The following is a 26,452-nucleotide window of genomic DNA, read 5'->3' on the forward strand; positions in this document are numbered from 1 at the left end:
TCAAACGTCATCGCCGAGCGCCGACTCGAGCGGCACCTGGCCCGAGGCATACACCTCGACGCAAGCCATACTAGAACTCGTTTCAGAATTGGGTCTAGGACCGAACCGAGCGGGCTCTGTGACCGTTGCGATCGTCACGGCGGGCCGGGGTCGGGGCCCGTTCTAGTGAGACGGCTCGACCCGGCCCGCCCGCGAGGCTCGGGCCAGCCCGCCGGCGAGGCTCAACCCAGCCCGGCCTGGCGCGCCCGCACGATGGCAGCGGACCGATCCGGCACCCCGAGCTTGGTCAGGATGTTGGAGATGTGGTTGCGCACCGTCTTCGGGCTCAGCACCAGGCGCCGGGAGATCGTCGCGGTGTCGTGCCCGCCCGCCACCAGGTCGAGCACCTCACGCTCCCGGTCGGTCAGCTCGGGGAACACGGTCGGCGCGAGGCTCCTGGAGGCCGCCATGAATCCAAGCGCACGCTCGGCCACCGCCGCGCCGAGGAGCAGCTCGCCGTTCGCGACCGCCCGGATGGCCCGCTCCACCTCGTCCGGGACCGCGCCCTTGACCAGGTAGCCCCTTGCCCCCGCACGCATCGACGCGACGATCGACTCGTCGTCCTCGTGCATCGTCACCATCAGCACCCGCAACGCCGGGAACCGCGAGACCAGGTCCCGCGTCGTCTCGACGCCGGAACGATCGCCGAGTTCGAGGTCCATCAGCACCACATCGACGTCGGCCGTCACCAGCGCCGTCGCCTCGGCCGACGAACTGGCCTCGGCGACCACCTCGATGCCGTCGAGCGTGGAGAGCAGCGCCACCATCCCCAGCCGGAAGACGGGGTGGTCGTCGACGACGGCGACGCGGATGGCGGTCATGATGCGGTCAACGGTAGCCGCGCGGTGACCCTGGTGCCGTGCGGGTGCACCGAGTCGATGACCAGCGTGCCGCCCAGCTCGCCCGCCCGCTCCCGCATCGAGCGGGTCCCGACGCCCGCCTCCCGGCCCGCGTCGAAGCCACTCCCACCGTCCCGGATCGTGACGGTCAGCTGACGGCCACCGGACTCCGTTGCGGCACAGACCGCCTCGACCCGGCATCCGTCGGCACCGCTGTGCCGCCTCGCGTTCGAGACGGCCTCCACCACGATTCCGTATGCGGCCGCGCCCGCGTACGGGTCCACCCGCGCGGGCAGCTGCGCGCGCACGTCCAGCGCGAACCCGCCGCGGGCGTGCTGGACGGCCAGTTCCTCCAGCGCGGCGGCCAGGCCCAGCTCGTCCAGGATCGGGGGGAAGAGGTTGCGGGACAACGACCGGACGCCGTCGACCTGGTGGTCGAGCTGGACCTGCAGCGACTCCAGCAGCCGCACCGCCGCGTCCGAATCGGTGCGCAGCAGGTTCCTGACCCCCTGCAGCCCGAGCCGGATGCCGGCGAGGGACGGCCCGAGACCGTCGTGCAGCTCCCGCCGGATCACCCGGCGCTCCTCCAGCCGCACCGTGGACAGCCGCTCCCGCGCGGCGTCGAGATCCTGCGTCGCCTGCACCAACACCAGTCCGGCGGCGACCACCGAGGCCAACTCGTCCAAGGACTTCCGGCTCCGCGACCCGAGGGTCTCCCCCGGCGGGGCGGTCACCGTCAACCGGCCGACCTGGGCGCCGCGGTGGATCAGTTCGACCGTGGTCGGGTGGCCCGTCGGGTTGCCGAAGCTCGCGACGGGGTCGGTGTCGTCCGAACGCCAGACCGACACCGATTCCAGGCGCAGCGCGACCGCCACACCTGCGGCGAGCTCGGAGACGAGGTCCTCGGGCGTCTCCGCCTCCGCGAACCGCGCCCCGAGGCGACGCACCGCCCTGGCCGGGTCGCGGCCTTCCCCGTACACGAGGTCGTGCACGCGGCGCTGCAGCCACATCCGGGACGGTTGCACAGCGACGGCAACGGCTCCGGCCGCCACGGCCTGTGCGAGCACCGAGTCCGCGGCGGGCAGCAGCCGGGCCAGCGCCGTGGCCACCACCACGTACAGCGCGAGGAGAGCGACGGTGAGGGTGCCCGCGAGCACAGCGCGGCTGACCGCGAGGTCGAGTCCCCACATCCGTTGCCGCAGAATCGAGACCAGGATCGCCGCCGGATAGAACGCCTGCACCGCCAGGTGGATCAGCGGGGTGAGCATCCACAGGCTGGGCCACGTCGGCGGCAGCGCGAGCGGAACGAACGAGAGCGCCATCAGCACGGTGCCCAGGCACAGCCAGCCCAGCCCGACCCGCTCGTCCACCGGTCCCCGCCGCCACCGCCACGCGGCGTCGGCCGCGGCGAGCAGGCCCACGGTCACCACCGGTGCGATCAACCAGATCTGCGCGATGTCGGTGTAGGTGCGGGCCACGAAGTACCAGACGATGGTCGCGGTGCCGAGGAGCAGGCCTGCGCGGGCCACCGGCTCCAGCCGGTGGTCGCGGATCAGCCAGGGGATCACCAGGAACAGCGCCAAGGTGCCGGGGATCCAGGCGGTGTTCTGCAGCGGCTCGATCGCCGCGACCGCGGGCAGCCCGGGCCGGACCAGCGCCAGCTGGGTGTAGCCGTAGCTGAACGCGGCCAGCCCCACCCCGATCCCGGTGAGCCCGAGGATGATCGGCACCGGATGCACCCGCCGCGCGAGCACCACCCCGGCGACCGTGCCGTAGACGCCCGCGCCGAGCAGGTCGACGAGGAAGAACAGCTGGTCGGCGTCGAGGGTCGGCTCTGCGGCGACGAACGCCACCAGCGCCAGCACCCCCAGCAGCCAGGACGTGAACGCGAGCACGCCGGCGGGCACCGGCCATCCGCCGGTGCCCGCCGACCCCCCACTTCGCTCGCTCAACCGTTCCTCCTCGTATGCGCCTCCGGCGTCTGTGAGTCCTTCTGGTCCGCTGACGGGCCAGAAGGACTCACAGTCCGGGGGCCCATTCTGGGTCACGCCCGCGCGGAACGCCCCGAGAGCCACAGCCCGACCGCGCACACCAGCACCCAGACCGGCCCGGTGAATCCCGCCATGTACTGCAGCGGGGAGATGCCGAACAGCGCCGTGACCGTGCCGAGCACCGCGCTCGTCCAGCCGATCCATCGCGGCAGCGCGCCGTGTCGCAGCGAGGCCGCCGCGACCGCGAGCGCACTGATGCCCGCGCCAGCCCACAGCCACGGGATGGTGCCCATCCAGTGCGCCCCGAAGGCCGCGAACTCCGGCAGCAACTGGTCACCCTCGCCGAGCCCGAACACGAGCTCGGTGGTCAGGCCGGTGCCGATCAGACAGGCGGCCGACGTGAGGATCAGTCCGCCCGCCGCGACCTGCGGCAGCAGGCTGTGCGGGTCGAGGCCGCCCGCGAGCCGGCGACACAGCCCGGCGGCGAAGACCAGCAGCAGCAGCGCCGCCACGTTCATGGCCACGTGCTCGGTCAGGATCAGGGCCCGCTCCTCGGCCATCCTGTCCATCATGGCGACCGCGTTGCCCACGACACCCTCGTCCATGGTGGCGGAGAGGCTGGTGCTCGCCTGCATGCCGACGATCCCGGCGAGACCGGCGACCGCACCGGTCACCGCCCACCACGACGACGGTCCACGCCGGTCGGCCACGTCGGCCTGGCGCCCCTCCGCGGGAATGGTGGTACTCATCTGCACGCTCCTCCGGTTCTGTCCCGACCGTTTCGACTGCAGACGAGGATGGTGCGCCCGGTGTCCCGACCACCAGGGACAACCGACCCGAACCGTCGGGAATTACGCACGGACAACGGCCAGTTCAGGAACCGGTCTGCTTCTGGCGCTGGCGATAGGCGCGCATGGAGACCTGGGAGCCGCATCCGGGACTGCAGTAGCGGGCCGCCCGGTTGCGGGTCCGATCAACGAAGCCGAAATGGCACGGTGGGTTGCAGCACGCCTTGATCCGCGTCCAGTCGCCGCTCTGCGCCACCTCGGTCACCGCGGCGAGTACGGTGCCCAAAGCGCCAGGGACACCGGTGGATCCGGCGCCGAGCCGTGCCGACACCGCGGTGATGACCGTGGTCAGGGGATAGCGGGTGCCGGCCTGCCGGAGATACCTCTCCGCGTCGCCGATCCTGGCGCCGTCGACCGTGGGGTCACCCGCATGTGCCAGGAACACCGTGACCAACGCATCGCGAAGCTCTCGTGCGGCCGCGGCATCCGAGTCGGTCACGACCGTGGCAGTGGTGAGCAGGTCCTGCTCGACCGCCCAGTCGGCGAAGCCCGCGGCCGTGCCGAAGACCTCGATGTTCCCCGCGCCGTCCGCTCGGGTGTTCACGAACCGCAAAACCACATCGGCGGCGTCAGGGCGGCTCCGCGTCGGCGATCCGTGCACTGCGTCCATCCCCACACGATACACAGCGATATGTCCATACCAAGGATAGCCGCAACATCAGAACGAATCCGGCCTTGTTGTTGCGTTCTAACGTGTTACGGTCACAACATGACTACTTCAGTGAACACGTCACCCGTTTGGTTTGTCACCGGTGCTTCCTCGGGTATCGGGCGCGAGCTCGTGCGCCACGCCCTGGAGGCGGGCGAAGCGGTCGCTGCGGTGGCACGGCGCACCGCCGCCCTCGACGAGCTGGGCGAGCACGACCAGTTGCTCAGGATCGATGCCGACGTGCGCGACGAGGCCGCCGTGCGGACAGCGGTCGAGCAGACGGTTGCGCGGTTCGGACGTATCGATGTCGTGGCGAACAACGCCGGCTACGGACTCTTCGGCGCGGTCGAGGAAGCGGACGACGCTCAGGCCCGGGCGATCTTCGACACCAACGTCTTCGGCGTGCTGAACGTGCTCCGCGCGACATTGCCCGTGCTGCGGGGCCAGCGGTCCGGGCACATCCTGCAGGGCTCGTCCTACTACGGCCAGACCGCGGACCCAGGAGTCGGCCTGCTCGCGGCGACGAAATACGCCGTTGAGGGGCTCACCGACGCGCTTGTCGCCGAGGTGGCTCCGCTCGGCATCAAGGTGACCCTCGTCCAACCCGCACTGACCGCGACCCCGTTCCTGGGCAATCTCGACGCAGCCAGCGTGACGCATGCCGACTACGACCAGACGGTCCGCGCGGTGCAGCAGGCCATCGGGGCACTGCCGGGGTCGGCGTTCTCCGGCGTGGACCGCGTTGCGGCCGGCATCCGCGCCGCCGTGGCAGGCGATAACCCTCCGCTACGTCTGGCGTTGGGTGCCGCGGGCGCCGAGGCCATGCGCTCCGCGCTCAACGCGCGCATCGCCGAACTCGACGAATGGGCCGCCGTCACGCAGGCCGTCGACGCCTGAGCACCCCGTCGACCACCCGCGACACGATCGGGCAGAGGGCGGGCCACACGGCTGACGTGCGACGCCGCGTGGCCCGCCGCCGAATCTGCAGCTTTCCTGGAAGTGTCGCGACGCGCGGTGTTCAATAGGGCCTGGACAACCGCGGGCATCGCCGCGGGCCAGGTACTGGTTCTCGAGGTTCTTCCTTCCCAAGGAGTTCTCATGACCATGACGTTCACCCAGCTCGACCTGCTCAGGGAGCTCGAGCCGACGGTCGAAGCCAATCTCAACCGGCACCTGTCGATGACCAAGAACTGGAATCCACACGACTACGTGCCCTGGGACGAGGGCAGGAACTTCGCGGAAATGGGTGGGGCGGACTGGGACCCGGACCAGTCGCGGCTCTCCGAGCTGGCGAAGGTCGCCATGATCACGAACCTGCTGACCGAGGACAACCTGCCCTCGTATCACCGTGAGATCGCCGGCAGCTTCTCCCTCGACGGGGCGTGGGGCACCTGGGTCAACCGGTGGACGGCGGAGGAGAACCGGCACGGCATCGTCATGCGCGACTACCTGGTGGTCACCCGCGCCGTCGACCCCGTCCAGCTCGAGCAGTACCGGATGGAACACCTGACCAACGGCCTCGACTCCCCGCTGAACGCCGCGTTCCTGCCGTCGGTGGCCTACGTGACGTTCCAGGAGCTCGCGACCCGGCTCTCGCACCGCAACACCGGGCATGCCTGCGCGGACGATGTCGCGGAGCGGATGCTCGACCGGATCGCGGCGGACGAGAACCTGCACATGGTCTTCTACCGAACACTCGCGGGTGCAGCCCTCGACCTCGTCCCCGACGCAGCGATCGAGGCGATCACCGATGTGCTGATCAATTTCCAGATGCCCGGCCTGTCCATGCCCGGCTTCCGGCGGAACGCGGTGCTCCTCGCCAAACACGGCATCTACGATCTCCGGCAGCACCTCGACGACGTCGTCATGCCGGTGCTCCGCATCTGGAACGTGTTCGAGCGCAACGACTTCACCGATGCGGGCGAGCGGGCGCGGGACCACCTGGCGACCCACCTCGACGACCTCCGCCACTCCGCCGAGCGGTTCGAGGAAGCGCGGGACCGAATGCTCGCCCGCGAGGCCGCGCGCGCGGAATAGCCGCCACACACCGGCCGGGCGGCTGGGACTCTGGTCGCCGGCACCACGCCGCCATATCGTGGTGGCACCGAAACCGGCACCAACGAGGGGACAGCAAGCCGATGCAGGGATCCACCGTATGGCACTGGAACGTCAGCCTTCGGGCACGGCTGGTGTTCTGGTTCGCGAGAATCTTCATCAAGCCGCTGTTCACGGTGTGGCCGATGTCCGACCGCGGCATCCGCGCACTCGGGAAGCTCGATGAATGGTCCGACCGCACACCCGCCCCCAAGGGGGTGAGCATCGAGCCGATCACCCTGGGCGGTGTGCGATGCGAGAAGGTCACCCATCCGAGACGCGCCACCGACGCGCTGCAGGGGGCGACCATCCTGTACTTCCACGGCGGCGGATTCGTCTTCTGCGGGCTGGCCACCCACCGCGGCGCCTGCGGGGCGCTCGCGGCCCGCTCGGGTGTCCCGGTGATCTCGGTGGAGTACCGGCAGCTGCCGCACGGCGGCATCGGCACCTCGATCGCCGATGCGATGGCGGCCTACACCGCGCTGCTGGAGACCTGCGACGACCCGACCCGGATCATCGTCGCGGGCGATTCCGCGGGCGGCTACCTCGCGATGAAGGTCGCCGAGATCACCGCGCTGCAGGGGCTGACCACGCCCGCCGCGGTGCTCGGGTTCTCGCCGCTGCTCAATGTCGATCTCGAGTCACACGACCCGGAGTACATGAAGCGCGACGCCTACCTGCCCATGCGTCAGGTGCGCAACCTCAAGGACCGCTGGCTCGCGGGTCCCGACCTGATCGTCGGGGCGCAGTCCCCGGTGCAGGCAGACCCGGCACTGTTCCCGCCGGTGTTCCTCTCCGCCGCCGAGTACGAGCTGATGCGGCCGGACGTCGAGGCCATGACCGAGCGGCTCGAGCGGGCGGGCAGGCCCGTCGAGACCCACCTGTGGAGCGGGCAGATCCACGCCTTCCCGGTGTTCGGCGTCATGTTCGAGGAGAGCAAGACCCTGATCGCGCTCAGCATCGACTTCGCCAGGCGGAACGTGGCCTCGCGCGAGCGTCGCTCGGCCTAGCCCGGCCCGGCGCTTCCGCCGAGTGTGCACCTGCCGGGGCATCGGCCCAGGACAGGCGACGAGAACTGCACACTCGGCGGTGCGGGCGGGCGGGGGCGAGCGAACGGGACGGGCCTGCTAGCCGTCGATGCGCTTGGCCCCGAGGTGGGTCTCCAGCAACTGGAGCGCGATCTCCTCGGGATCACGGCGGACGGACGGGTCGGCCGGCTCGGCGGCCTGCGCCATCATCTCTTCCTCGTCCTCCGGGGTGACCGACTCGGGCGTGGCGGGCGGCGGGCCCGGATCGTCCGGATAGTCGGGTTCCTCGGGCGGCGGGATGTCGTCGGCACCCGTACCCGGCGCGGACGCGGCCCGCGGGGCGGGCACGGATGCCGCCTGCTCCTGGCTCGGACGCGAGAATCTCGGCGCGCCTGCCGGTTTCGCCTGCTGCTGGCGGGCGGGCTGGGCGCGCTGAGTCTCTGCAGGCGCGGCGGTGCCGACCTCGCAGTCGATTGCCCAGTCCACGCCGAACACCTCTCGCAGCGCATCGCGGATCACGTCGGCGTTGCGCGGCTCCACCAGACGCTTGGCCAGTGGCGCGGAGGCATGGATGAGGATCAGGCGGTCGTTGTCCACCGCCCGGACCGTGGCGCCCGAGAGCATCACCTCGACGGTGCGGCTCCGGTCGCGCACCTTCGCCCTGACCTCCGACCACACCGCGCGGACCGCGGTGGCGTCGGGTTGACCGGCGGCCGCTGGCGCGGGCACCGGCGGGGCCACCGGCTCGGACGGCGACGGCTCGGGCTCGGCGACGGCCAGCGGTTCCGGTTCGGGCGCAGGCACCGACTCGACGGGGGGCGCAACGGGTTCGGGCACAACCGCTTCCTGGACAACGGGGGCCGGCGCGGAAGGCACAGGGGCAGCGGGTTCCTCGGCCACGGGGGCGGGCTCGGGCGGCTGCGGGGCGGGCACCGGTTCCGGCGTTGCGGAGGGCGTCTCGGCCGGAACAGCGACCTCCGCGGCGGGCGACGCATCCCGTTCCGGTGCACCAGGTTCGGCCGCCACGGGGGCGACGACCTCAGGCGCGACCGGCTCGGGCCGAACGGCCGGTGCCGGTGCCGGTGCCTGCTGGACCGGTTCGGGGTGCCGCTGCTGCGCCGCCGCGCGCTGCGACGGGCGCTGGTAGATCGGCTCGGGCTCAGGGGCACTCGGCCGCGCCGCGGGCTCCGCGGGCGCGCTCGATCGTGTCCCTGCGGCCTGCTCCGCCACCGGCAGCCCACCCTCGGCCCGCCGTTCGAGCCGCTCCAGCCGTTGCAGCACAGCCGATTCCGCGTCCGACGCGGCAGGCAGCAGCATCCGGGCGCACATCACCTCGAGCAGCAGCCGGGGTGCCGTGGCCCCACGCATCTCCCCCAGGCCGGCGTGCAGGACCTCGGCGTAACGGGCCAGGGTCGCGGGACCGATCCGTTCCGCCTCCTCGCGGATCCGCTCGAGCACGTCACCGGGGGCGTCGACCAGGCCGCGCTCCCCCGCGTCGGGGACCGCCCGCATCAGGATCAGGTCGCGGATCCGCTCGAGCAGGTCGACGGCGAACCGCCGCGGATCGTGGCCCGCGTCCATCACCTTGTCCACGGTGCCGAAGAGCGCGGCGCCGTCACCGGCGGCGAGCGCATCGACCGCGTCGTCGATGAGCGCGACGTCGGTGACCCCGAGCAGGGACAGCGCGCGCTGATAGGTGACGCCCTCGTCGCCCGCGCCTGCCAGCAGCTGGTCGAGCACACTGAGCGAATCGCGCGGCGACCCGCCGCCCGCGCGGATCACCAGCGGATAGACAGGGGCCTCGACGGCGACGTTCTCCTGCGCGCAGATCTTCTCCAGCAGTCCGCGCATCGTCGAGGGCGCCAGCAACCGGAACGGGTAGTGGTGGGTGCGCGACCGGATCGTCGGCAGCACCTTCTCCGGCTCGGTGGTCGCGAAGACGAAGATCAGGTGCTCCGGCGGCTCCTCGACGATCTTGAGCAGCGCGTTGAAGCCCGCGGTGGTGACCATGTGGGCCTCGTCCACGATGAAGATGCGGTACCGGGACTCCGCGGGCGCATAGAACGCCCGGTCACGCAGCTCGCGGGTGTCGTCGACACCGCCGTGGCTGGCCGCGTCCAGCTCGATCACGTCGAGGTTGCCGGGACCGCCCGGGGCGAGCGCCACGCACGACGCGCACACACCGCACGGGGTGGAGGTCGGACCCTCCACACAGTTCAGTGACCGGGCCAGGATCCGGGCCGACGACGTCTTACCGCAGCCGCGCGGGCCCGAGAACAGGTACGCGTGGTTGATGCGTCCGGCGTCGAGGGCGGTGCTCAGGGGGTCGGTGACGTGCTCCTGCCCCACCACCTCGGCGAAGGTTGCCGGTCGATATTTCCGGTAGAGGGCCACGCGGTGAGGGTACCGGCGAGGGGCGACAGCGCGTCGGCGGACCGCCGTCCCCGGGCCTCCCGCGCCGGAACCCGCACCCATGCGACAGCCCGGGTGAGCGGATTCCGAAACACAGCCGCAACACATTCGCAGCGCAGGCGAAACCGCGACAGACCATCGTCACCACTCGCGTGCGGCCGAGGCCCGCGCGCGTGAGGAGAAACCGACGTGCCCGAGACCATTGACGCCGGAGCCACCGCATGGCTGCTGGTGAGCACCGCCCTGGTCCTTCTGATGACGCCGGGGCTCGCCCTGTTCTACGGCGGTATGGTCCGCTCCAAGGGCGTGCTCAACATGATCATGATGAGTTTCGTCGCGATCGCCCTGGTGAGCGTGGTCTGGCTGGTGATCGGTTACAGCCTGGCCTTCGGCGAGGACATCGGCGGCGGTCTGCTCGGCGGGCTCGAGCACCTCGGCATGGCCGACATCACCCCGGCGACCGTGCACAGCGGCGTCCCGGAGTTCCTGTTCGCCACCTTCCAGCTGACCTTCGCGATCCTCACAGCCGCGTTGATCAGCGGTGCGATCGCGGACCGCACCAAGTTCTCGGCGTGGATGGTGTTCGTCCCGGTGTGGACGCTGGCCGTGTACGCCCCGGTCGCGCACTGGGTGTGGGGTCCGGACGGCTGGATCGCGCAGCTGGGCGCGCTCGACTACGCGGGCGGCCTGGTGGTCGAGATCGTCTCCGGCGCCTCAGGGCTGGCGCTGGCGCTGGTCCTCGGCCCGCGCATCGGCTTCCGTTCCGAGCCCATGCGACCGCACAACCTGCCCCTGGTGCTGCTCGGTGTCGGGCTGCTGTGGTTCGGCTGGTTCGGCTTCAACGCCGGTTCCGCGCTCGCCGCGAACGGCACCGCGGCCGCGGTCTTCCTCAACACCCTGGTCGCGGGCTGCGCGGGCATGCTCGGCTGGCTGCTGGTCGAGCAGAAGCGCGACGGACACCCCACCACCTTCGGCGCGGCCTCCGGCGTGGTGGCCGGCCTGGTCGCGATCACCCCGTCCTGCGGCTGGGTGACGGTCCTCGGCGCCGCGGTGGTCGGCACCCTGGCGGGCGTCGTCTGCTCCTTCGCGGTGGGCCTGAAGTTCCGCTTCGGCTACGACGACTCGCTCGACGTGGTCGGCGTGCACCTCATCGGTGGCATCGTCGGCACGCTCCTGATCGGCCTGCTCGCCGCCGAGGTGATGACCGGTGGGGTCGAGGGCCTGCTGTACGGCGGCGGACTCGCCCAGCTCGGCAAGCAGACCCTTGCGGTCGTCGTTGTCGGTCTCTACGCCTTCGGGGTCACCTACGCGCTCGGCAAGGCGATCGACCGCTGGATGGGTTTCCGGGTCAGCCGCGAGGACGAAATCGCTGGCGTCGACCTGGCGTTGCACGCCGAGTCCGCGTACGAGCACGCGGTCCTCGCGCACGGCGGGCCTGCCGGTCCGCCGCCGGGGATCTTCTCCCGCGAGCACGACGAGCAGCGTCACCGCCCGGCCGAGCCCGACCAGGACGACGTCACCGACTGACCGAGATGCCCTCCTCGTCCGGTTCGATTCGATACGCTCCGCCCCGGTCCGGATAGGTAGGACCGTCAGCAGTCGACCCTCCCGCCAGGAGGCGCCGCGACCGGACCAGGAACGACGATGACGATGACGACGACGCTCCCCCCGGCAGGACCGCACCCGGCCGACGCCCCGGACACCGACGGGTTCGCCGATCGCGCGCGCCGCTACGGCCGGTCGCTCCATCCCGTCGGCCTCGCCGTCGCGCTGCTCTTCTTCTGCTGGTCGCTGACGCCCTCCCTGCTGCCGCGCGTGTGGTACCTGCAGGGCGTCGCCACCGGTATCAGCATCGCGACCGGCTACGGGATCGGCTGCCTCGCGGCCTGGGCGGTGCGCAAATGCGGTGTCTCGCCTCGATGGTCCGATCGGACCAAGCGGATCGGCCGATGGACCCTGCTCGGGTTCACGGTGGTCCTCGTCCCGACCTTCGCGATCCTCGGCGCGGTGTCCCAGCAGGTGGTGCGCGATCTCGTCGGCGTCGAGAAGGAGCACGAGGCGAACTACCTTCTGGTGCTGTTGACCTCACTCGGTATCGCCGCGTTGCTCCTGTGGATCGCCCGCGCCACCCGGACGGCCACCAACCGAATGGCGGCATTCGGCCGCCGCTATGTGCCCGCACCGGTGGCCAGGGTCGCGAGCTTGGTCGTCGTGGTCGCCGTCGGCCTGATGATCGTCAACGGCATCGTCTACCAAGGACTCATCGGCCTCGCGAACCGGTCGGCCGCCGCGTCCGATCACGGCACCGCCGACAACGTGACCCGACCCGAGATGCCCGAACGCTCGGGTTCTCCTGCGTCCGCCGAGCCGTGGGAGAGCCTCGGGCGCGAGGGCCGCACCTTTGTCGCGGGCGGTCCGACCGCAGACCAGATCACCGCGGCCACCGGCAGGCCCACGCTGACCCCGATCCGGGTGTACGTGGGACGCGAGTCCGCGGAGTCGATTTCGGACGCGGCGGATCAGGTGGTCGCGGAACTGGTGCGGACCGGGGCATTCGACCGCGCGGTGCTGGCCGTCGCCACCGGCACCGGCCGCGGCTGGGTCAACGCCTCGGTCGCTGGCGCTCTCGAGTACACGGCCAACGGCGATTCCGCGATCGCGTCCATGCAGTACTCCTTCCTGCCCAGCGCGTTGTCGTTCATCGCGGACCGGGAATCGCCCAAGGAGGCGGGCCGGGCGCTGTTCGAGGCCGTCTACCGGGAATGGGAGTCCCGGCCCGCCGAGAGCCGCCCGAAGCTGCTGGCGTTCGGCGAGAGCCTCGGCTCCTTCGGCGGCCAGTCCGCGTTCGCGGGCGCCCAGGACATGCTCGCCCGAACCGACGGCGCACTGTGGGTTGGTACCCCGAACTTCTCCCCGCAGTGGTCGGGCGTGACCGAGGGGCGCGATCCCGGTTCGCCCGAACGACTTCCGGTGATCGACGGCGGCGCCAACGTCCGGTTCGCCTCGTCCGCACAGGATCTCGAACTCGAGGGCCCCTGGGGCATGCCCCGGATCGTCTACTGGCAGCACGCGAGCGATCCGATCACCTGGTGGTCGTTCGACCTGTTGCTGAACCGGCCGGACTGGCTGCGCGAGCCGCTCGGCCCGGACGTCAATCCGGACATGCGCTGGATCCCGTTCGTCACCTTCTGGCAGGTGACCCTGGACATGGTCTTCTCGGCGGACGTGCCGGACGGCCACGGGCACACCTTCCAGGCGGACGCCGCGAACATCTGGGCGGCCATCCTCGCGCCCGACGGCTGGACTGCCGCGGACACCGAGAAGGTGCGGGCCGCGATGGCCGAATAGGCGGCTTCGCCGACTGTGAGTGATTCGTACCCCAGTAGGGGTGCGAATCACTCACAGGGCGCAGCCGCCTCAGGGGTGCATGGTGACGGTGTAGCCGGCGTTCAGGTTGGGGAAGCCGGTGTCCATGGTGCTCGCGATGCCGTAGTACACGCCGTCGTGACCGGTCATCCTCGTCCCGTCCAGGCTGGAGTCACCCTGGTAGTTGTTCGCCATGAACACGGCCTGGGCGTCACCAGGCAACCCGTAGGTGACATCGACACCGATCCCCCGCGGATCGTTGTTCGTCGCAGTGACGATCTGCGAGCTCCACGGCGCGAGCACCGCCCGCGGCCCCTGGATCCACTCGCCGTACGGATTGTCCGAGCCCCGCAGCACCATCGGCTGACCGGTGTTGTTCGTGATCGTCATCGCGATCGTCGGACCGGTCGTTGGCAGCGTTCCGGCGGACGCCGCGGCGCCGGTGAAGCTGAGGGTGGCGCCGAAGGCCAGGACAAGCGGGGGCAGGATGGCGATGCGGGCGAGGCGACGGCTGCGGGTTGTGGCGATGCTCATGGTGAATGATCCTGTCCGGGTAGATGTTTGACATCTCGAGCCGGATCGTTCCGGCGCTGAGACAACTATCACCCGGCCACACCGCCAGCTCTGTCCACCGGGCGGGCCCCACAGGGGATGAATCGCGTGTCCCCCGATCGGGGGACTCCGCAGGCGCTACGACGCGGCAGGAGCCGTCAGCGCAGGGAACCAGATGTCCGTCAGGACCTCGGTGGCCGCCTCGGCAGAGACGTCGATCGTTCCCAGCGTCGCCCACCGGGTGAAGAACCGTTCGAGCTGCGTCATGAGAAGCTCGACGCGGAGCCGGGCCCCGTCGCGCTGGTCTTCCGGCCAGCGCGCGAGGTAGCTCGTCATCGAGTTCGGGAGGGCGAGGATCCCATCCCGGGCGATGGCCCGGAAGTCGGGCTCGAGGGCCGTCGCCTCGTCCCAGGCCGGGAGCATCTCCTTGTACAGCTGGAACCACTCGAAGGCCCGGGTGAGCCAATCCGTGAACTCGGTCCGCGATCCGGTGTCGAGCACACGGTCCAGGTCTTGATAGACGGAAAGAGCGCTGGGGGCCATGCCTTCCTGGGCCAGTGCCATCAGGATGTCCACCTTGCCGGGGAAGTGCAGATAGAAGGTAGCCCGGCTGCAGCCGACCTCGGCGGCGATGTCATCGACCGTCACGGCCGCGTAGCCCTTGACGGCGAAGAGCCCCCAAGCCGATTCCAACAGCCGGGCGCGGGTCGCCCGCTTCTGCTCGGCCCGAAGCGTGCCGCGCCTGCTGCCCGCGCTCGTCGCATTGCCCACTGCATCCACCACCAATCGGAGTTTACTCGCGGCCCAGTCAGTCGCCACATCGCCAGCAAGACAACTTTACGTCATTCACTTGACAGACCGTCAGCCAACGCTAGTCTATGTCGCAGGTCACATCGAGTCGTACTTACCGCAGTCGTCACAGTCGTGTTTAGACCGGCGCCGCACCCGCGCCGGCCAGGAAGGACGAGACCGCGGCCCATCGACTCCCCGGCAGAAAGAGATCGCCATGCACTCCCCGAACTTGCCTCGCGTCTGCGTCATCGGCGCCGGTCCGTCAGGAATCACCACCGCCAAGCGCCTGAAGGACCACGGCATCCCGTACGACTGCTTCGAGGCCTCCGACGAGGTCGGCGGCAACTGGTACTACAAGAACCCCAATGGGATGTCGGCCTGCTACCAGAGCCTGCACATCGACACCTCCAAGTGGCGGCTGGCGTTCGAGGACTTCCCGGTTCCCGCCGAGTGGCCCGACTTCCCGCACCACTCGCAGCTGTTCCAGTACTTCAAGGACTACGTCGACCACTTCGGTCTGCGGGAGACGATCACGTTCAACACCTCCGTCGAGCACGCGGAGCGCGACGGCGACGGGCTGTGGACCGCCACGCTGTCCAACGGCGAGGCGCGCACATACGACGCGCTGATCGTGTGCAACGGCCACCACTGGGACCCGAACACCCCGGACTACCCCGGCGAGTTCGACGGCACGCTCATCCACAGCCACGCATACAACGACCCGTTCGACCCGATCGACATGCGCGGCAAGAACGTCGTGGTGGTCGGGATGGGCAACTCCGGCCTCGACATCGCCTCCGAGCTCTCGCAGCGCTTCCTGGCCAAGACGCTGACCGTCTCCGCCCGTCGCGGGGTCTGGGTGCTACCGAAGTACCTCAAGGGCACGGCTGGCGACAAGATGTCGATGCCCGCCTGGATACCGCGCCCGATCTCCCTGGCGCTCAAGCGGCGCTTTCTGAACAAGAACCTCGGCTCCATGGAGGGCTACGGTCTGCCCAAGCCCGACCACCTGCCCTTCGAGGCGCACCCGTCCGCGAGCGGCGAGTTCCTCGGCAAGGCGGGCTCGGGAGACATCGCGTTCAAGCCGGCCATCGCCGCGCTGGAGGGCAAGCAGGTGCGCTTCACCGACGGCAGCACCCTTGACGTCGACGTGATCGTCTGCGCCACCGGCTACCACATCAGCTTCCCGTTCTTCACCGATCCGAACCTGTTGCCCGACAGCGAGAACCGCTTCCCGCTGTTCAAGCGAATGATGAAGCCCGACATCGACAACCTGTTCTTCATGGGCCTCGCCCAGCCGATGCCGACCCTGGTCAACTTCGCCGAGCAGCAGAGCAAGCTCGTCGCCGCTTACCTCGCGGGCAAGTACCTGCCGCCTGCTCCAAGCGAGATGGGCGCCGTCCTCGCCGCCGACGAGGAGTACTACCTCAAGCCGTACTACAAGTCGCCCCGGCACACCATCCAGTGCGAGTTCGATCCCTACGTACGCAACCTGAAGAAGGAAATCGTCAACGGCGGCAAGCGCGCCCAGGCCGCGGGCAACACGTTGCCCGTGCCTGCCCGCGCCATGCAGAACGCGTGAGGGAGGAGATCGACATGGCACTGACACAGGGATTCTGCGCGGACGGCTTCGAGCCGGTCCGCGATGCACTCGAGCAGCAGCTCGCATCGGGCGAGGAACTCGGCGCATCCATCTGCGTGACCGTCGACGGTGCGCCCGTCGTCGACGTCTGGGGCGGCTATGCCGACCAGGAGCGGACCACGCCATGGGCCGAGGACACCATCGTCAACGTCTTCTCCATCACCAAGACGATGACGGCACTCAGCGCGCTGCTCCTCGTCGATCGCGGCGAACTCGATGTGTACCAGAAGGTCTCGCACTACTGGCCCGAGTTCGCGGCGAACGGCAAGGCGGACATCGAGGTTCGGCATCTGCTCTCACACACCTCAGGGGTGTCCGGCTGGGAGCGGCCGATCGAACTCGAAGACATCTACGACACCGAGGCCGCCAGCGCCCGGCTGGCCACGCAGGCGCCCTGGTGGGAGCCGGGCACCGCGTCGGGCTACCAGGCACTGAACTACGGGCACCTCGTCGGCGAGGTGATCCGGCGAGTGGACGGCCGCAGCCTGGGCCGCTTCTTCGCCGAGGAGCTGGCGGGACCGCTGGGTGCCGACTTCCACATCGGTACCGGCCCCGAGCATTTCGGCCGGATCGCTCCGATGGTCCCCGCGCCGGACATCAACTTCGACATGTCCACGCTCGATCAGGACAGCATCCTGGTCAAGACGGTGACCTGCCCGTGGCTCGACATGGCGAAGGTCAACACCGCCGACTGGCGGCAGGCGGAGCTCGGCGCCATGAACGGTCACGGCAACGCGCGCTCGGTCGCCCGCCTGCAGTCGCTGATCTCCTGCGGCGGCGAGGTGGACGGCACGCGCCTGCTCTCCCAGGCCACGATCGACCTGACCTTCGAGCAGCAGGCCGACGGCATCGACCTGGGCATCCTCACCCCGCTGCGGTTCGGCATCGGTTACGGTCTCCCCCACCCGGACACCGCCCCGCTGGTGCGCGACGGCCGGGTGTGCTGGTGGGCCGGGTTCGGCGGCTCGATGCTCGTCAACGACCTCGACAACCGGGTCACCTTCGCCTACACGATGAACAAGATGGCGCCCGGACTGATCGGCTCCGATCGCAGCGACGCCTACCTGCACGCCACCAACGAGGCCGTTCGATCGGCACGAAGCGAGGTTTCCCTGTGAGGGCACTACAGCTCACGGATCCGGGTGTCATCGAGATCCGGGACGTCCCCGTACCGGAGATCGGACCGTCCGACCTGTTGATCCGCGTCGGCGCGGCAGGCATCTGCCACTCCGACCTGCACCTGCTGCATTTCCCGGTGAAGATGCGGGAGGAACCGCTCACCATCGGGCACGAGATCGCGGGCACCATCGAGGCCGTCGGCAGCGAGGTCGACGGGCGCCAGGTCGGCGAGCGCGGGATCGTCTACCTGTGCTGGTCGTGCGGCGTCTGCCGGGAGTGCATCAGCGGCAACGAGAACGTCTGCCTGGCCGCGGGCCGGACCGCCATGCCGCCGTGCCCGGGGCTCGGCCCCGACGGCGGCATGGCCGAGTACGTCCGGATCCCGGCCCGGTCGTTCGTCCCCATCGGCGACCTGGACTTCCTCCAGGCGGCTCCGATGGCCGACGCCGCACTGACCAGCTACCACGCCATCAGGGGCGCCAAGGAGCACCTCCGTCCCGGCTCGACCGCCGTGGTGATCGGCGTCGGCGGCCTCGGGCACGTCGCCGTGCAGATCCTGCGCGCGCTCAGCGCGACCCGGATCGTCGCGGTTGACCTCGGCCAGGACCAGCTGGACCTGGCCAAGCGCTGCGGCGCCGACGTCACCCTCGAATCCGGTCCCGACACCGCCCGCCAGATCCTCGAGCTGACCGGCGGGCGCGGCGCGGAAGCGGTCTTCGACTTCGTCGGCGTCGACCCGACCGCCCAGATGGCGGTCGAGTCCGTGGCACCCAACGGCGCGTACCGGATGGTCGGGCTCGGCGGCGGCGTCCCCGGCGTGACGGCCGACCCGGCGGGTGGACCCGGCTGGCCGTGGGGCGCCTCGGTCCGGAAGTCCTACGGCGGCACCAGAAGTGACCTCGTCGACTCCATCGCGCTCGCCCAGTCCGGCCGACTCACCGTCGAGGTCGACCGATTCGACCTCGCCGACGCCCGAGCGGCGTTCGACCGCCTCGAGGCCGGCAAGATCCGCGGACGAGCGGTGCTGGTTCCGTGACCGGGTACGACACGATCCGAAAGGAAATGCAGTGACGAAGTCTGTTGACCCCCAGGCCTACATCGCCTCCGTGATGGCCGGACTGACGGGCCCGGGCGGCCGCTTCGAGCTCGGCGTCGAGAGCGTGCTCGGGGCCGAGATCCCGGTCATGAAGAACCGTGACCGGGCGCTCGGCGACGTCCTGAGGGCCTCGCTCTCCTATGGCGACCGGGACTACCTGGTCACCGAGGATCGCCGGATGAGCTACGCGGAACACGGGGCCGCCGCCGCCGCGTTCGCGACCGCGCTGCGCGAGCGGTACGGCGTCGGCAAGGGCGACCGAATCGGCATCCTGGCCGCCAACACCCCCGAATGGCTCGTCGCCTTCTGGGCGGCGCAGTCGCTCGGCGCGATCGCGGTCGGCTTCAATGCCTGGTGGGCGCCGCGTGAGGTCGAGTACGGCATCGACCACACCAAGCCAACGGTCGTCGTGGCCGACGCCAGGCGCGCCGCGCTGCTCGGCGAGCTCGGTGCCGACGTCCCCGTGCTGACCATGGAGGAGGACGTCCCGCGTCTGGTCGCCGAGTTCGCCGGCTCCGCGCTGCCGAACACCGATGTGGACGAGGACGACCCGGCGCTGCTCCTCTACACCAGCGGGACCAGCGGCCGTCCCAAGGGCGCCGTGCACTCGCACCGAAACGTGCTGGCGACCATCGACTACCACCGGTTCAGCGATGCGCTCGCCGCCGCGTTCACCGGCGGCGACCCCAACTCGGACGCCCCGAGCGACCGGCGGTACCTGCTCACCTCGCCGCTGTTCCACATCGCCAGCCTGCACAACCTGGCCGTCCCCCGGCTGGCCACGGGCGGCGCGGTGGTGATCTACCAGGGCTCGTTCGACGTGGACCGCATGCTCCGGCTGGTCGAACGCGAGCGCGTGACCAACTGGGCCGCCGTCCCCACCATGGCGAATCGTCTACTCGAGCACGAGGATCTGTCGCGATACGACCTCTCCTCGGTCACGGCGTTCGCGCTGTCGGCGGCGCCGTCGTCCGCGGCGTTCCAGGACCGCCTGCGTGAGAAGGTGCCGTTCGCGCGCAACTCCCTCGTCGACAGCTACGGCCAGACCGAGAGTGCCACCGCGATCTCCGTCGCCACGCCCCTCGATCTCGCGCAGTTCCCCGGAACCCTCGGCCGGCCCATCATCGGGGTCGCCGTTGAGGTCCGGGACCCGTTCGGGGAGAAGGTCCCCGACGGGGTGGAGGGCGAGATCTGCGCGCGCAGCCCCTACGTGATGCTCGGCTACTGGGACAACCCAGAGGCCACCGCCGCGGCGATCACCGAGGACCGCTGGCTGCGCACCGGCGACTTCGGTGTGATCGAGAACGGCATGGTCCGGCTCACCGGGCGCCGGTCGGACCTGATCCTGCGAGGCGGCGAGAACGTGTACCCGATGGAGATCGAGCAGTGCCTGGACGAGCACCCCGAGATCCTCGAGTGCGCGGTGATCGGCGTAGACCACCCCGACCTCGGCCAGGAGGTGGCCGCGGTCGTCGTCGCGCGGTCGGAGGGCGCCGTCACGGAAGAGGAGCTGCGGGCCTTCGCAGGCGAGCGCCTAGCCTATTTCAAGGTCCCGGCTCGGTGGCGGATCACCACGACGCCGTTGCCGCGCAACGCGACCGGCAAGACGATGCGCACCCAGGTGGTCGTCTGATGGCCTCCCGGTCGGCAACAGATGTTCGAGATTGGAGTGATCTGCGATGAGCTACGACGTGATCATCAAGAACGGCCGGTGGTTCGACGGCACCGGCGCACGGTCCGAGACCAGGAACCTCGGCATCCGTGACGGGCGGGTGGCCGCCGTGTCGGTCGATGCGCTCGACGAGTCGGACTGCCCGCAGGTGGTCGACGCCGCCGGGAAGTGGGTCATCCCGGGCATGGTCGACATCCACACCCACTACGACGTCGAGGTCATCCTGAGTCCGGGGCTCAAGGAGTCGGTGCGGCACGGCGTCACCTCGATCTTCCTGGGGTCGTGCTCCCTGTCGGCGGTCCATGCCGGCCCCTCCGACGCGGGCGATCTGTTCGGCCGGGTCGAGGCCATTCCGCGCAAGTTCGTGGTCGACACGCTCACCGAGTCCCAGACGTGGACCTCGGCACACGAGTACGTCGAGGCGATCGAGGCGCTGCCACTGGGCCCGAACGTGGCCTCCTTCATCGGCCATTCGGACATCCGGGCCGCGCAGATGGGCCTGGACCGGGCGACCCGCAAGGACGTCAAGCCCACCCCGGCCGAACTCGACGCGATGGCGGCCAAGCTCGAGGAGGCGCTCGACGCGGGCTTCATCGGCATGTCCTCGCAGGAGCTGCTGTTCGACAAGCTCGACGGCGAGGTCTGCCGGTCCCGGACCCTGCCCTCGACGTACTCGACACGGCAGGAACGTCGCAGGCTCAGTGGGATCCTGCGACGCCGGGGCCGGGCATTGCAGGCAGGCCCGGACGTCGGCCGCCCGCAGTCCATGGTCGCGTTGGCGCTGAGCAGCGTCGGGCTCTTCCGCCGTCCGTTGAAGGTGAGCCTGCTCTCGGCCGCCGACGTCAAGGCGATACCGGCTGTGGCGCAGGTGTTCCCGGCGATGGCGCGGGCCGTCAACGGGATGCGCGGCGACTTCCGGTGGCAGCACCTGCCCGTGCCGTTCGAGGTGTACTCGGACGGCATCGACCTGCCGGTCTTCGAGGAGTTCGGATCCGGTGCCGCGGCACTGGACCTGTCCAACCAGCTCGAGGCGCGGAGCGCGCTGCTGGCCGACGAGTCCTACCGCCGCCGGTTCCGCAAGGACTACGACAAGAAGTACGGGCCGCGGGTCTGGCACCGCGACTTCTTCGACGCCGAGATCGTCGAGTGCCCAGATGCATCCGTGATCGGCAAGACCTTCGGACAGGTCGGGGTCGACCGGGGCGGGGTGCACCCCGTGGACGCCTTCCTCGACCTGGTGGTCGAGTACGGCACCAAGGTTCGGTGGCGCACCACGATCTCGAACCACCGGCCCGAGGTGCTCAACAAGTTCGCCGCCGATCCCGGTATCCAGCTGGGCTTCTCGGACGCGGGTGCGCACCTGCGCAACATGGCCTTCTACAACTTCGGGCTCCGCCTGCTGCGTCGCGTGCAGGACGCCGAGCGATCGGGGAGTCCGTTCATGTCGGTGGAGCAGGCCGTGCACCGGCTCACCGGCGAGCTCGCCGACTGGTACGACCTCGATGCCGGACACCTGCGCGAGGGTGACCGGGCCGACGTGGTGGTGATCGACCCGGCGCATCTCGACTCGACTCTCGACGCCTACGCCGAATGCCCGGTCCCCGAGTACGACGGCCTCTCCAGGATGGTGAACCGGAACGACGACGCGGTGTCCGCGGTGTTCGTCGGCGGCGAATGCGTCGTCCGGGACGGGGAACCGACGCCCGTGCTCGGGACCCGTCGCACCGGGCGGTTCCTGCGAGCTGGTCAGAAGTGACCCACCCATCGATGAACGGAAGAAACACGGATGAGTGAGAACAGATTTGCGGGCAAGACGGCGGCGGTGACCGGCGCCGCGTCCGGCATCGGCGAGGCCATCGCGATCCGCCTGATGGCCGAGGGCGCGAACGTCGTCGGGATCGACCTGGCCGGGGATGCGCTCGGCGCCATGGCCACCGAGTTCGGCAAGGCGTTTCTGCCCGTCACCGCCGACGTGACCAAGGAGGGCGAGATCGCGGCGGCCCTCGACGCCGCCGTCACGCAGTTCGGGGCACTGGATCTGGCCTTCAACGTGGCGGGCGCGTCCCGCGTCGGTGCGATCGTCGATCTCGACGAAGCCGACTGGGACTTCACCATCGACCTCGTGCAGAAGGGTGTCTTCCTCTGCACCAAGCACGAGGCCCGACGAATGGGCGCAGGCGGGGCCATCGTCAACGTCTCCTCGCTGAACGCCCGCATGCCGATGCCAGGGGGCAGCCCGTACGCGACCGGCAAGGCAGGCGTCGAGATGTTCAGCAAGAACGCCGCTCTCGAGCTGGCGTCGTCTGGCATCCGGGTCAATTCCGTGCTGCCGGGACTCGTCGACACCCCGCTGGTCGCCCCGGTGCTGGCCTACGAGCCAGCGCAGGCGATGTTCCTCGAACGCATCCCGATGGCTCGAGCCGCGACACCCGACGAGGTCGCCGGGCCGTGCCTCTACCTGGCCAGCGACGACGCGAGCTACGTCACCGGCGCGAGCCTGGTCGTCGACGGCGGCTGGGACCTGTCCAACTTCCCGAACTTCAGCAAGCTCGCGGGGTGATGCTCGGCCGCCGAGCGGCATGGGTGGTCCGGCTTCGGACACTCAGCAGTAGACCCGCTCGGCGGCCGAGGTGCCGCGTGCAGACGCACGGCTCCCTGTCCACGAGGCACCGGGGCCACCCGCGCGGAACTCGGTTTCGTGAAGTTCTTTGTGACAGATCCGATACGCGAATCCGATAGTGACCTTCGGCGCATGTGGGATTTTTAGACCAAACCGGTCAGTTTGCCAGGTTCGATGCGGAACATGCACAAGAAGTTGTTATTGGTGGCCGCTTCCATCGGAGCTGCCCTTCTCACGGGCTGTTCATCGGCGGAACCGGCCTCTATTGCTGCTGCCGCTGTCAATTCACCGACAGCGATCCAGTCGAATAACCCGCCAACAACCGGCACGACCCCCGCCGCCGGTCAAGGGCCCGCAGCCGGGTCGCTTGAGCACTCAGCGTACGGCGACGCCTGCGCAGCGACACACGAATACGTGGGTTGGAAAGTAGCGAATGGCGTGTCTCCGGATTCGATCACAGCAGACGAGTTCATGCAGTGGCCCGCACACGGATCCGAATGGGATTCGGCCAGCTCGGCCGATCGAGCTGCATTCCGGCGCGGCATCGAGGATGCGATCAACGGGAGCTGCTGACCCGACCCTGCATCCCGTTCGCATTCAGACGAAGAATCGTCATCTTCTCGTCCTTTGAGAGTTCGGAGCGATCGAGGACCGTCTGCAGGATCTCGGACTTACCGGCAACGTAGCGCTCACTGGTCATGCCAAGTTCGCTGGCGAGTTCCAGCTTGACCGCGCCGTATGCGTCGCGAAGGTCGGGATGCGAACGCAACACCGACCGGACGGCAAGATGATTGCGCAGGTGCAGCGTCCCTTCGACGCAGACGTACACGTTCCGGGCCAGCCCACCCTCGGGTGCTCGAAAGGCCTCACGGTCCGGGACCCCGAGATCGCCGCGGTGCACATACCCTGCTTCGGACAGGGCGCGAATTGCGGACGCCATGTGTTCACGCTGGACGATGACGTCGATATCCAGGATCGGTTTGGCCGCAAGCCCTGGGACAGACGTTGACCCGACATGCTCGATGGCGAAGGCAGGCACCAGCGACAACGCATTGCGCAGATCTTCCGAAACGACTTCGTACTGTGAGGGCCATCCCTCGGAGTACGGAACAACGGTTACCGGCACGGCCTCACGCTATCGCCACCAAACCCTGGGTACGGTGCGGCAAGTCACGCCGGGTTCACAGTCCGCCGGGTACTCATTTCGCCTTCGCGGCCTTGGCTGCCGCCTTCGCGGACTTCTTGAACTCGCGGACCTCGCCGAGGGTGCGGTCGTCGACGACGTCGGCGATGGAGCGGCGCGAACCGTCGTCGCCGTACGCCCCTGCGGCCTCCCGCCAACCCTCCGGCTCGACGCCGATCTGCTTGCCCAGCAACGCGAGAAAGATCCTGGCCTTCTGATCCCCGTAGCCGGGCAGCGCCTTGAGCCGCTTGAGGACCTCTCGGCTGTCGGGATCACCCTCGGTCCAGATCGCCTCGGTCCGGCCGTCGTAATGCTCGACGAGGTAGATGCACAGGTCCTGGATCCGCTTGCCCATCGACCCGGGGAACCGGTGCACGGCGGGCGGAGTCGCACAGAGCGCGAGGAACGCGTCCGGATCCATCTCCGCGATCTTGTGCACGTCCAGGCCAGACAGGCGATCGTCGAGTTTCTTCGGCCCGGCGAAGGCCACTTCCATGGGTATCTGCTGATCGAGCAACATGCCGATCAGCAGGGCGAGTGGATCCGCGGCGAGCAGCGCGTCCGCGTCAGCGTCTCCGGCGAGGTGCAGCGTGAGTGCCATGGCCCGATCCTGCCATTTTCGACGGCGAACTTTCGACCCTCCCCGCGTCCGGGAACAATCCCGCGACCCGGCCCGTTGAGTTCGGTACACCGTACGGAAGCGAGGGATCTTGACCACAACTCCGACCGACATCGAGTTCGACCGCCAGATCGGCGCACTCACCGCGGCGGGTTACCCCGCCATGACCGGGCTGTCCGATGCCGACTTCGCGGCCGCACTGGAACCGCTCCGCGCGAGCGTGCTCGCCCACCCGGAATGCGCCGCCGACCACGGCGAGGACCACATCCCGTTCGTTCTGGTCGTTGCCCGCACCGCGCTCGGCGCATCCATCGACGCGCACGAGGCGATGTCGCGCACCGCCCTCGGCACCCAGCAGGGGTTCGCGGACCTCGAGCCCGCCGAGCTCGCCGCGTTCCGGCCGATCGAGTCCGTCGAGGTACCGGACGGGATCGGCTACGTGCTGCTCGACATCGACACCGGGAGCGCGTACCTGAACGTCACACCCGAGGCCGCGCTGGCGTCGCTGACCGCGAAGGGACGCACCGGGCTGACTATCGAGGAGGGCATCGCGCTGATCGCCGTCCGCCCCGACATGCTCCGCAAGAACAAGTGCTTCTCACTGCTGTCGTCACGCTGCGGCGACAAGCGGGTGCCCGCGCTGTGGATCAGCAAGCGCCGACCGAAACTGGGCTGGTGCTGGAACGGCAACCCGCACACCTGGCTCGGCTCGGCATCGACGGGCGGCCGGCTGCCGCTGCCGTGACGACGGGCGGGCGGACCGGGGCAGGCCCGCCCCGGTTACGCCTGCTCGAGCGACTTCTCGGTGGCGGCCAGCAACACGCAGGTCGCCACCCCGTCCATCGCCTTCGCGAGGTCGTCGGTGGACGGGAAGCTCGGCGCGAGCCGGATGTTCTTGTCCTCCGGGTCGGTGCCGTACGGGAAGGCCGAGCCGGCGGCGGTCAACGCGATGCCGGCCTCCTTCGCCAGGCCGATGACCCGCTTGGCCGTGCCCTCGACGACATCGAGGCTGATGAAGTAGCCGCCCTTGGGTTCGGTCCAGGACGCCACCTTCGACGCCCCGAGCCGGTCCTCGAGGATCTGCAGGACCAGCGCGAACTTCGGCGCGAGGATCTCGCGATGCTTGGCCATGTGCGCGCGCACCCCGTCGGCGTCCTGGAAGAACATCAGGTGCCGCAGCTGGTTGATCTTGTCCGGTCCGATGCTCTTCTTGCCCAGGTGCTGCTGGTACCAGGCCAGGTTCTGCGTCGACCCGCCGACGAAGCTGACGCCCGCGCCCGCGAAGGTGATCTTCGACGTCGACGCGAACACGAGCGGCCGGTTCGGATGCCCCGCCGCCGCCGCCATGCCGAGCACGTCCAGCGGGGCCTCGAACTCCTCGACCAGCGGGTGCACCGCGTAGGCGTTGTCCCAGATGAGCCGGAAGTCGGGGGCCGCGGTCGGCATCGAGGCCAGCGTCCGCACGACTTCCTCCGAGTAGACCGCACCGGTCGGGTTCGAGTAGGTGGGCACCGCCCACATCCCCTTGATCTGCGGATCCTCGGCGACCAGCCGGGCGATCAGAGCCACGTCCGGGCCGTCGTGCCGCATCGGGACGGGGATCATCTCGATCCCGTACGACTCCGTGATCGCGAAGTGCCGGTCGTAGCCGGGGCTCGGGCACAGGAACTTGATCTTCGGCTCCTGCGACCACGGCCGCGCCGAGTCGGGGGTGCCGTGCAGCAGCGCGAACACGATGACGTCGTGCATGATCTCGAGGCTCGCGTTGTTGCCTGCCAACAGGTTCTCGGTCGGGATGCCGAGCAGTTCACCGAAGATCGCGCGCAGCTCCGGCAGCCCGGCGAGGCCACCGTAGTTGCGGCAGTCCAGTCCGTTGCCGTCGCGGTACTTT

The 26,452-nt window shown here is 69.5% G+C and carries 22 protein-coding genes; 12 read left to right on the forward strand and 10 right to left on the reverse strand.

The window, feature by feature from the left end:
* Window positions 1–221: 221 nt before the first annotated feature.
* The 4 genes from RM1_RS10435 to RM1_RS10450 form a co-directional block, all read right to left on the reverse strand.
* Entirely contained in the window at window positions 222–860 is a 639-nt protein-coding gene (locus RM1_RS10435; RefSeq protein WP_027501662.1) for a response regulator transcription factor, read from the reverse strand.
* Window positions 857–2,830 carry a sensor histidine kinase gene (locus tag RM1_RS10440; RefSeq protein ID WP_072751218.1) on the reverse strand — a complete coding sequence of 658 codons (1,974 nt, stop codon included), beginning with the start codon at window positions 2,828–2,830 and terminating at the stop codon, window positions 857–859. The genes RM1_RS10435 and RM1_RS10440 overlap by 4 nt, the downstream gene beginning before the upstream one ends.
* Before the next feature lie 92 nt (window positions 2,831–2,922).
* On the reverse strand, window positions 2,923–3,618 hold the full coding sequence (locus tag RM1_RS10445; protein ID WP_072751219.1) for a hypothetical protein: 696 nt from the start codon (window positions 3,616–3,618) through the stop codon (window positions 2,923–2,925).
* Between the two features lie 124 nt (window positions 3,619–3,742).
* Window positions 3,743–4,327 carry a CGNR zinc finger domain-containing protein gene (locus RM1_RS10450; RefSeq protein ID WP_072751220.1) on the reverse strand — a complete coding sequence of 195 codons (585 nt, stop codon included), beginning with the start codon at window positions 4,325–4,327 and terminating at the stop codon, window positions 3,743–3,745.
* 99 nt (window positions 4,328–4,426) lie between these two features.
* Here RM1_RS10450 and RM1_RS10455 point away from each other — a divergent pair, with 99 nt between their 5' ends.
* The 3 genes from RM1_RS10455 (at window position 4,427) to RM1_RS10465 (ending at window position 7,470) form a co-directional block, all read left to right on the forward strand.
* A complete protein-coding gene (locus tag RM1_RS10455; protein ID WP_072751221.1) occupies window positions 4,427–5,263 on the forward strand; it encodes an SDR family NAD(P)-dependent oxidoreductase in 837 nt (278 codons plus the stop codon).
* A gap of 201 nt (window positions 5,264–5,464) precedes the next feature.
* A complete protein-coding gene (locus tag RM1_RS10460) occupies window positions 5,465–6,403 on the forward strand; it encodes an acyl-ACP desaturase (protein ID WP_072751222.1) in 939 nt (312 codons plus the stop codon).
* A 101-nt stretch (window positions 6,404–6,504) separates the two neighbouring features.
* A complete protein-coding gene (locus RM1_RS10465) occupies window positions 6,505–7,470 on the forward strand; it encodes an alpha/beta hydrolase (protein WP_072751223.1) in 966 nt (321 codons plus the stop codon).
* A 117-nt stretch (window positions 7,471–7,587) separates the two neighbouring features.
* Here RM1_RS10465 and RM1_RS10470 read toward each other — a convergent pair whose 3' ends face one another.
* On the reverse strand, window positions 7,588–9,882 hold the full coding sequence (locus RM1_RS10470; RefSeq protein ID WP_072751224.1) for a DNA polymerase III subunit gamma and tau: 2,295 nt from the start codon (window positions 9,880–9,882) through the stop codon (window positions 7,588–7,590).
* A 207-nt stretch (window positions 9,883–10,089) separates the two neighbouring features.
* On the opposite strand from RM1_RS10470, the gene RM1_RS10475 reads away from it, so the two are divergent.
* Together RM1_RS10475 and RM1_RS10480 are read left to right on the forward strand one after the other, a co-directional pair.
* Window positions 10,090–11,427, forward strand: coding sequence for an ammonium transporter (locus RM1_RS10475; protein WP_072751225.1), 1,338 nt, complete (start codon window positions 10,090–10,092; stop codon window positions 11,425–11,427).
* Window positions 11,428–11,550: 123 nt separating this feature from the next.
* Window positions 11,551–13,248, forward strand: coding sequence for an alpha/beta hydrolase (locus tag RM1_RS10480; protein WP_169922307.1), 1,698 nt, complete (start codon window positions 11,551–11,553; stop codon window positions 13,246–13,248).
* A gap of 69 nt (window positions 13,249–13,317) precedes the next feature.
* On the opposite strand, the gene RM1_RS10485 is transcribed toward RM1_RS10480, so the two are convergent.
* Together RM1_RS10485 and RM1_RS10490 are read right to left on the reverse strand one after the other, a co-directional pair.
* Window positions 13,318–13,800 carry a hypothetical protein gene (locus tag RM1_RS10485; protein ID WP_245816204.1) on the reverse strand — a complete coding sequence of 161 codons (483 nt, stop codon included), beginning with the start codon at window positions 13,798–13,800 and terminating at the stop codon, window positions 13,318–13,320.
* A 156-nt stretch (window positions 13,801–13,956) separates the two neighbouring features.
* Window positions 13,957–14,601: a TetR/AcrR family transcriptional regulator gene (locus RM1_RS10490; RefSeq protein WP_072751226.1), complete on the reverse strand. Its 645-nt coding sequence runs from the start codon at window positions 14,599–14,601 to the stop codon at window positions 13,957–13,959.
* 223 nt (window positions 14,602–14,824) lie between these two features.
* Here RM1_RS10490 and RM1_RS10495 point away from each other — a divergent pair, with 223 nt between their 5' ends.
* From RM1_RS10495 to RM1_RS10520, 6 genes are read left to right on the forward strand one after another with little or no spacing between them, the layout of a single operon-like run.
* Window positions 14,825–16,192 (forward strand): flavin-containing monooxygenase, encoded by a 1,368-nt coding sequence (locus tag RM1_RS10495; protein WP_072751227.1) that lies wholly within the window; start codon window positions 14,825–14,827, stop codon window positions 16,190–16,192.
* A 14-nt stretch (window positions 16,193–16,206) separates the two neighbouring features.
* Window positions 16,207–17,370, forward strand: a complete 1,164-nt coding sequence (locus tag RM1_RS10500) for a serine hydrolase domain-containing protein (RefSeq protein ID WP_072751259.1) — start codon at window positions 16,207–16,209, stop codon at window positions 17,368–17,370.
* Window positions 17,367–18,407, forward strand: a complete 1,041-nt coding sequence (locus RM1_RS10505) for an NAD(P)-dependent alcohol dehydrogenase (protein ID WP_072751228.1) — start codon at window positions 17,367–17,369, stop codon at window positions 18,405–18,407. Before RM1_RS10500 ends, RM1_RS10505 begins: the two co-directional genes overlap by 4 nt.
* Before the next feature lie 31 nt (window positions 18,408–18,438).
* Window positions 18,439–20,100, forward strand: a complete 1,662-nt coding sequence (gene casG, locus RM1_RS10510; RefSeq protein ID WP_072751229.1) for a steroid-24-oyl-CoA synthetase — start codon at window positions 18,439–18,441, stop codon at window positions 20,098–20,100.
* A 46-nt stretch (window positions 20,101–20,146) separates the two neighbouring features.
* Complete coding sequence (locus RM1_RS10515) at window positions 20,147–21,895, forward strand: N-acyl-D-amino-acid deacylase family protein (RefSeq protein WP_072751230.1); 1,749 nt, start codon at window positions 20,147–20,149, stop codon at window positions 21,893–21,895.
* A 30-nt stretch (window positions 21,896–21,925) separates the two neighbouring features.
* The gene (locus RM1_RS10520; RefSeq protein WP_072751231.1) at window positions 21,926–22,699 is read left to right on the forward strand and encodes an SDR family NAD(P)-dependent oxidoreductase; all 774 of its coding nucleotides are present in this window, start codon (window positions 21,926–21,928) and stop codon (window positions 22,697–22,699) included.
* A gap of 616 nt (window positions 22,700–23,315) precedes the next feature.
* Here RM1_RS10520 and RM1_RS10525 read toward each other — a convergent pair.
* Together RM1_RS10525 and RM1_RS10530 are read right to left on the reverse strand one after the other, a co-directional pair.
* A complete protein-coding gene (locus tag RM1_RS10525) occupies window positions 23,316–23,885 on the reverse strand; it encodes a GrpB family protein (RefSeq protein WP_072751232.1) in 570 nt (189 codons plus the stop codon).
* A gap of 73 nt (window positions 23,886–23,958) precedes the next feature.
* Window positions 23,959–24,543, reverse strand: a complete 585-nt coding sequence (locus RM1_RS10530) for an HhH-GPD-type base excision DNA repair protein (protein ID WP_072751233.1) — start codon at window positions 24,541–24,543, stop codon at window positions 23,959–23,961.
* Window positions 24,544–24,652: 109 nt separating this feature from the next.
* On the opposite strand from RM1_RS10530, the gene RM1_RS10535 reads away from it, so the two are divergent.
* Window positions 24,653–25,306, forward strand: coding sequence for a DUF5701 family protein (locus tag RM1_RS10535; protein ID WP_083576648.1), 654 nt, complete (start codon window positions 24,653–24,655; stop codon window positions 25,304–25,306).
* A gap of 35 nt (window positions 25,307–25,341) precedes the next feature.
* On the opposite strand, the gene RM1_RS10540 is transcribed toward RM1_RS10535, so the two are convergent.
* Window positions 25,342–26,452, reverse strand: a 1,111-nt coding sequence (locus tag RM1_RS10540; protein ID WP_072751234.1) for an aspartate aminotransferase type Ic, incomplete at its 5' end; no start/stop codon positions are given.

The organism is Rhodococcus maanshanensis NBRC 100610 (genome assembly GCF_001894865.1).
Classification (GTDB): Bacteria; Actinomycetota; Actinomycetes; order Mycobacteriales; family Mycobacteriaceae; genus Rhodococcus_G; species Rhodococcus_G maanshanensis.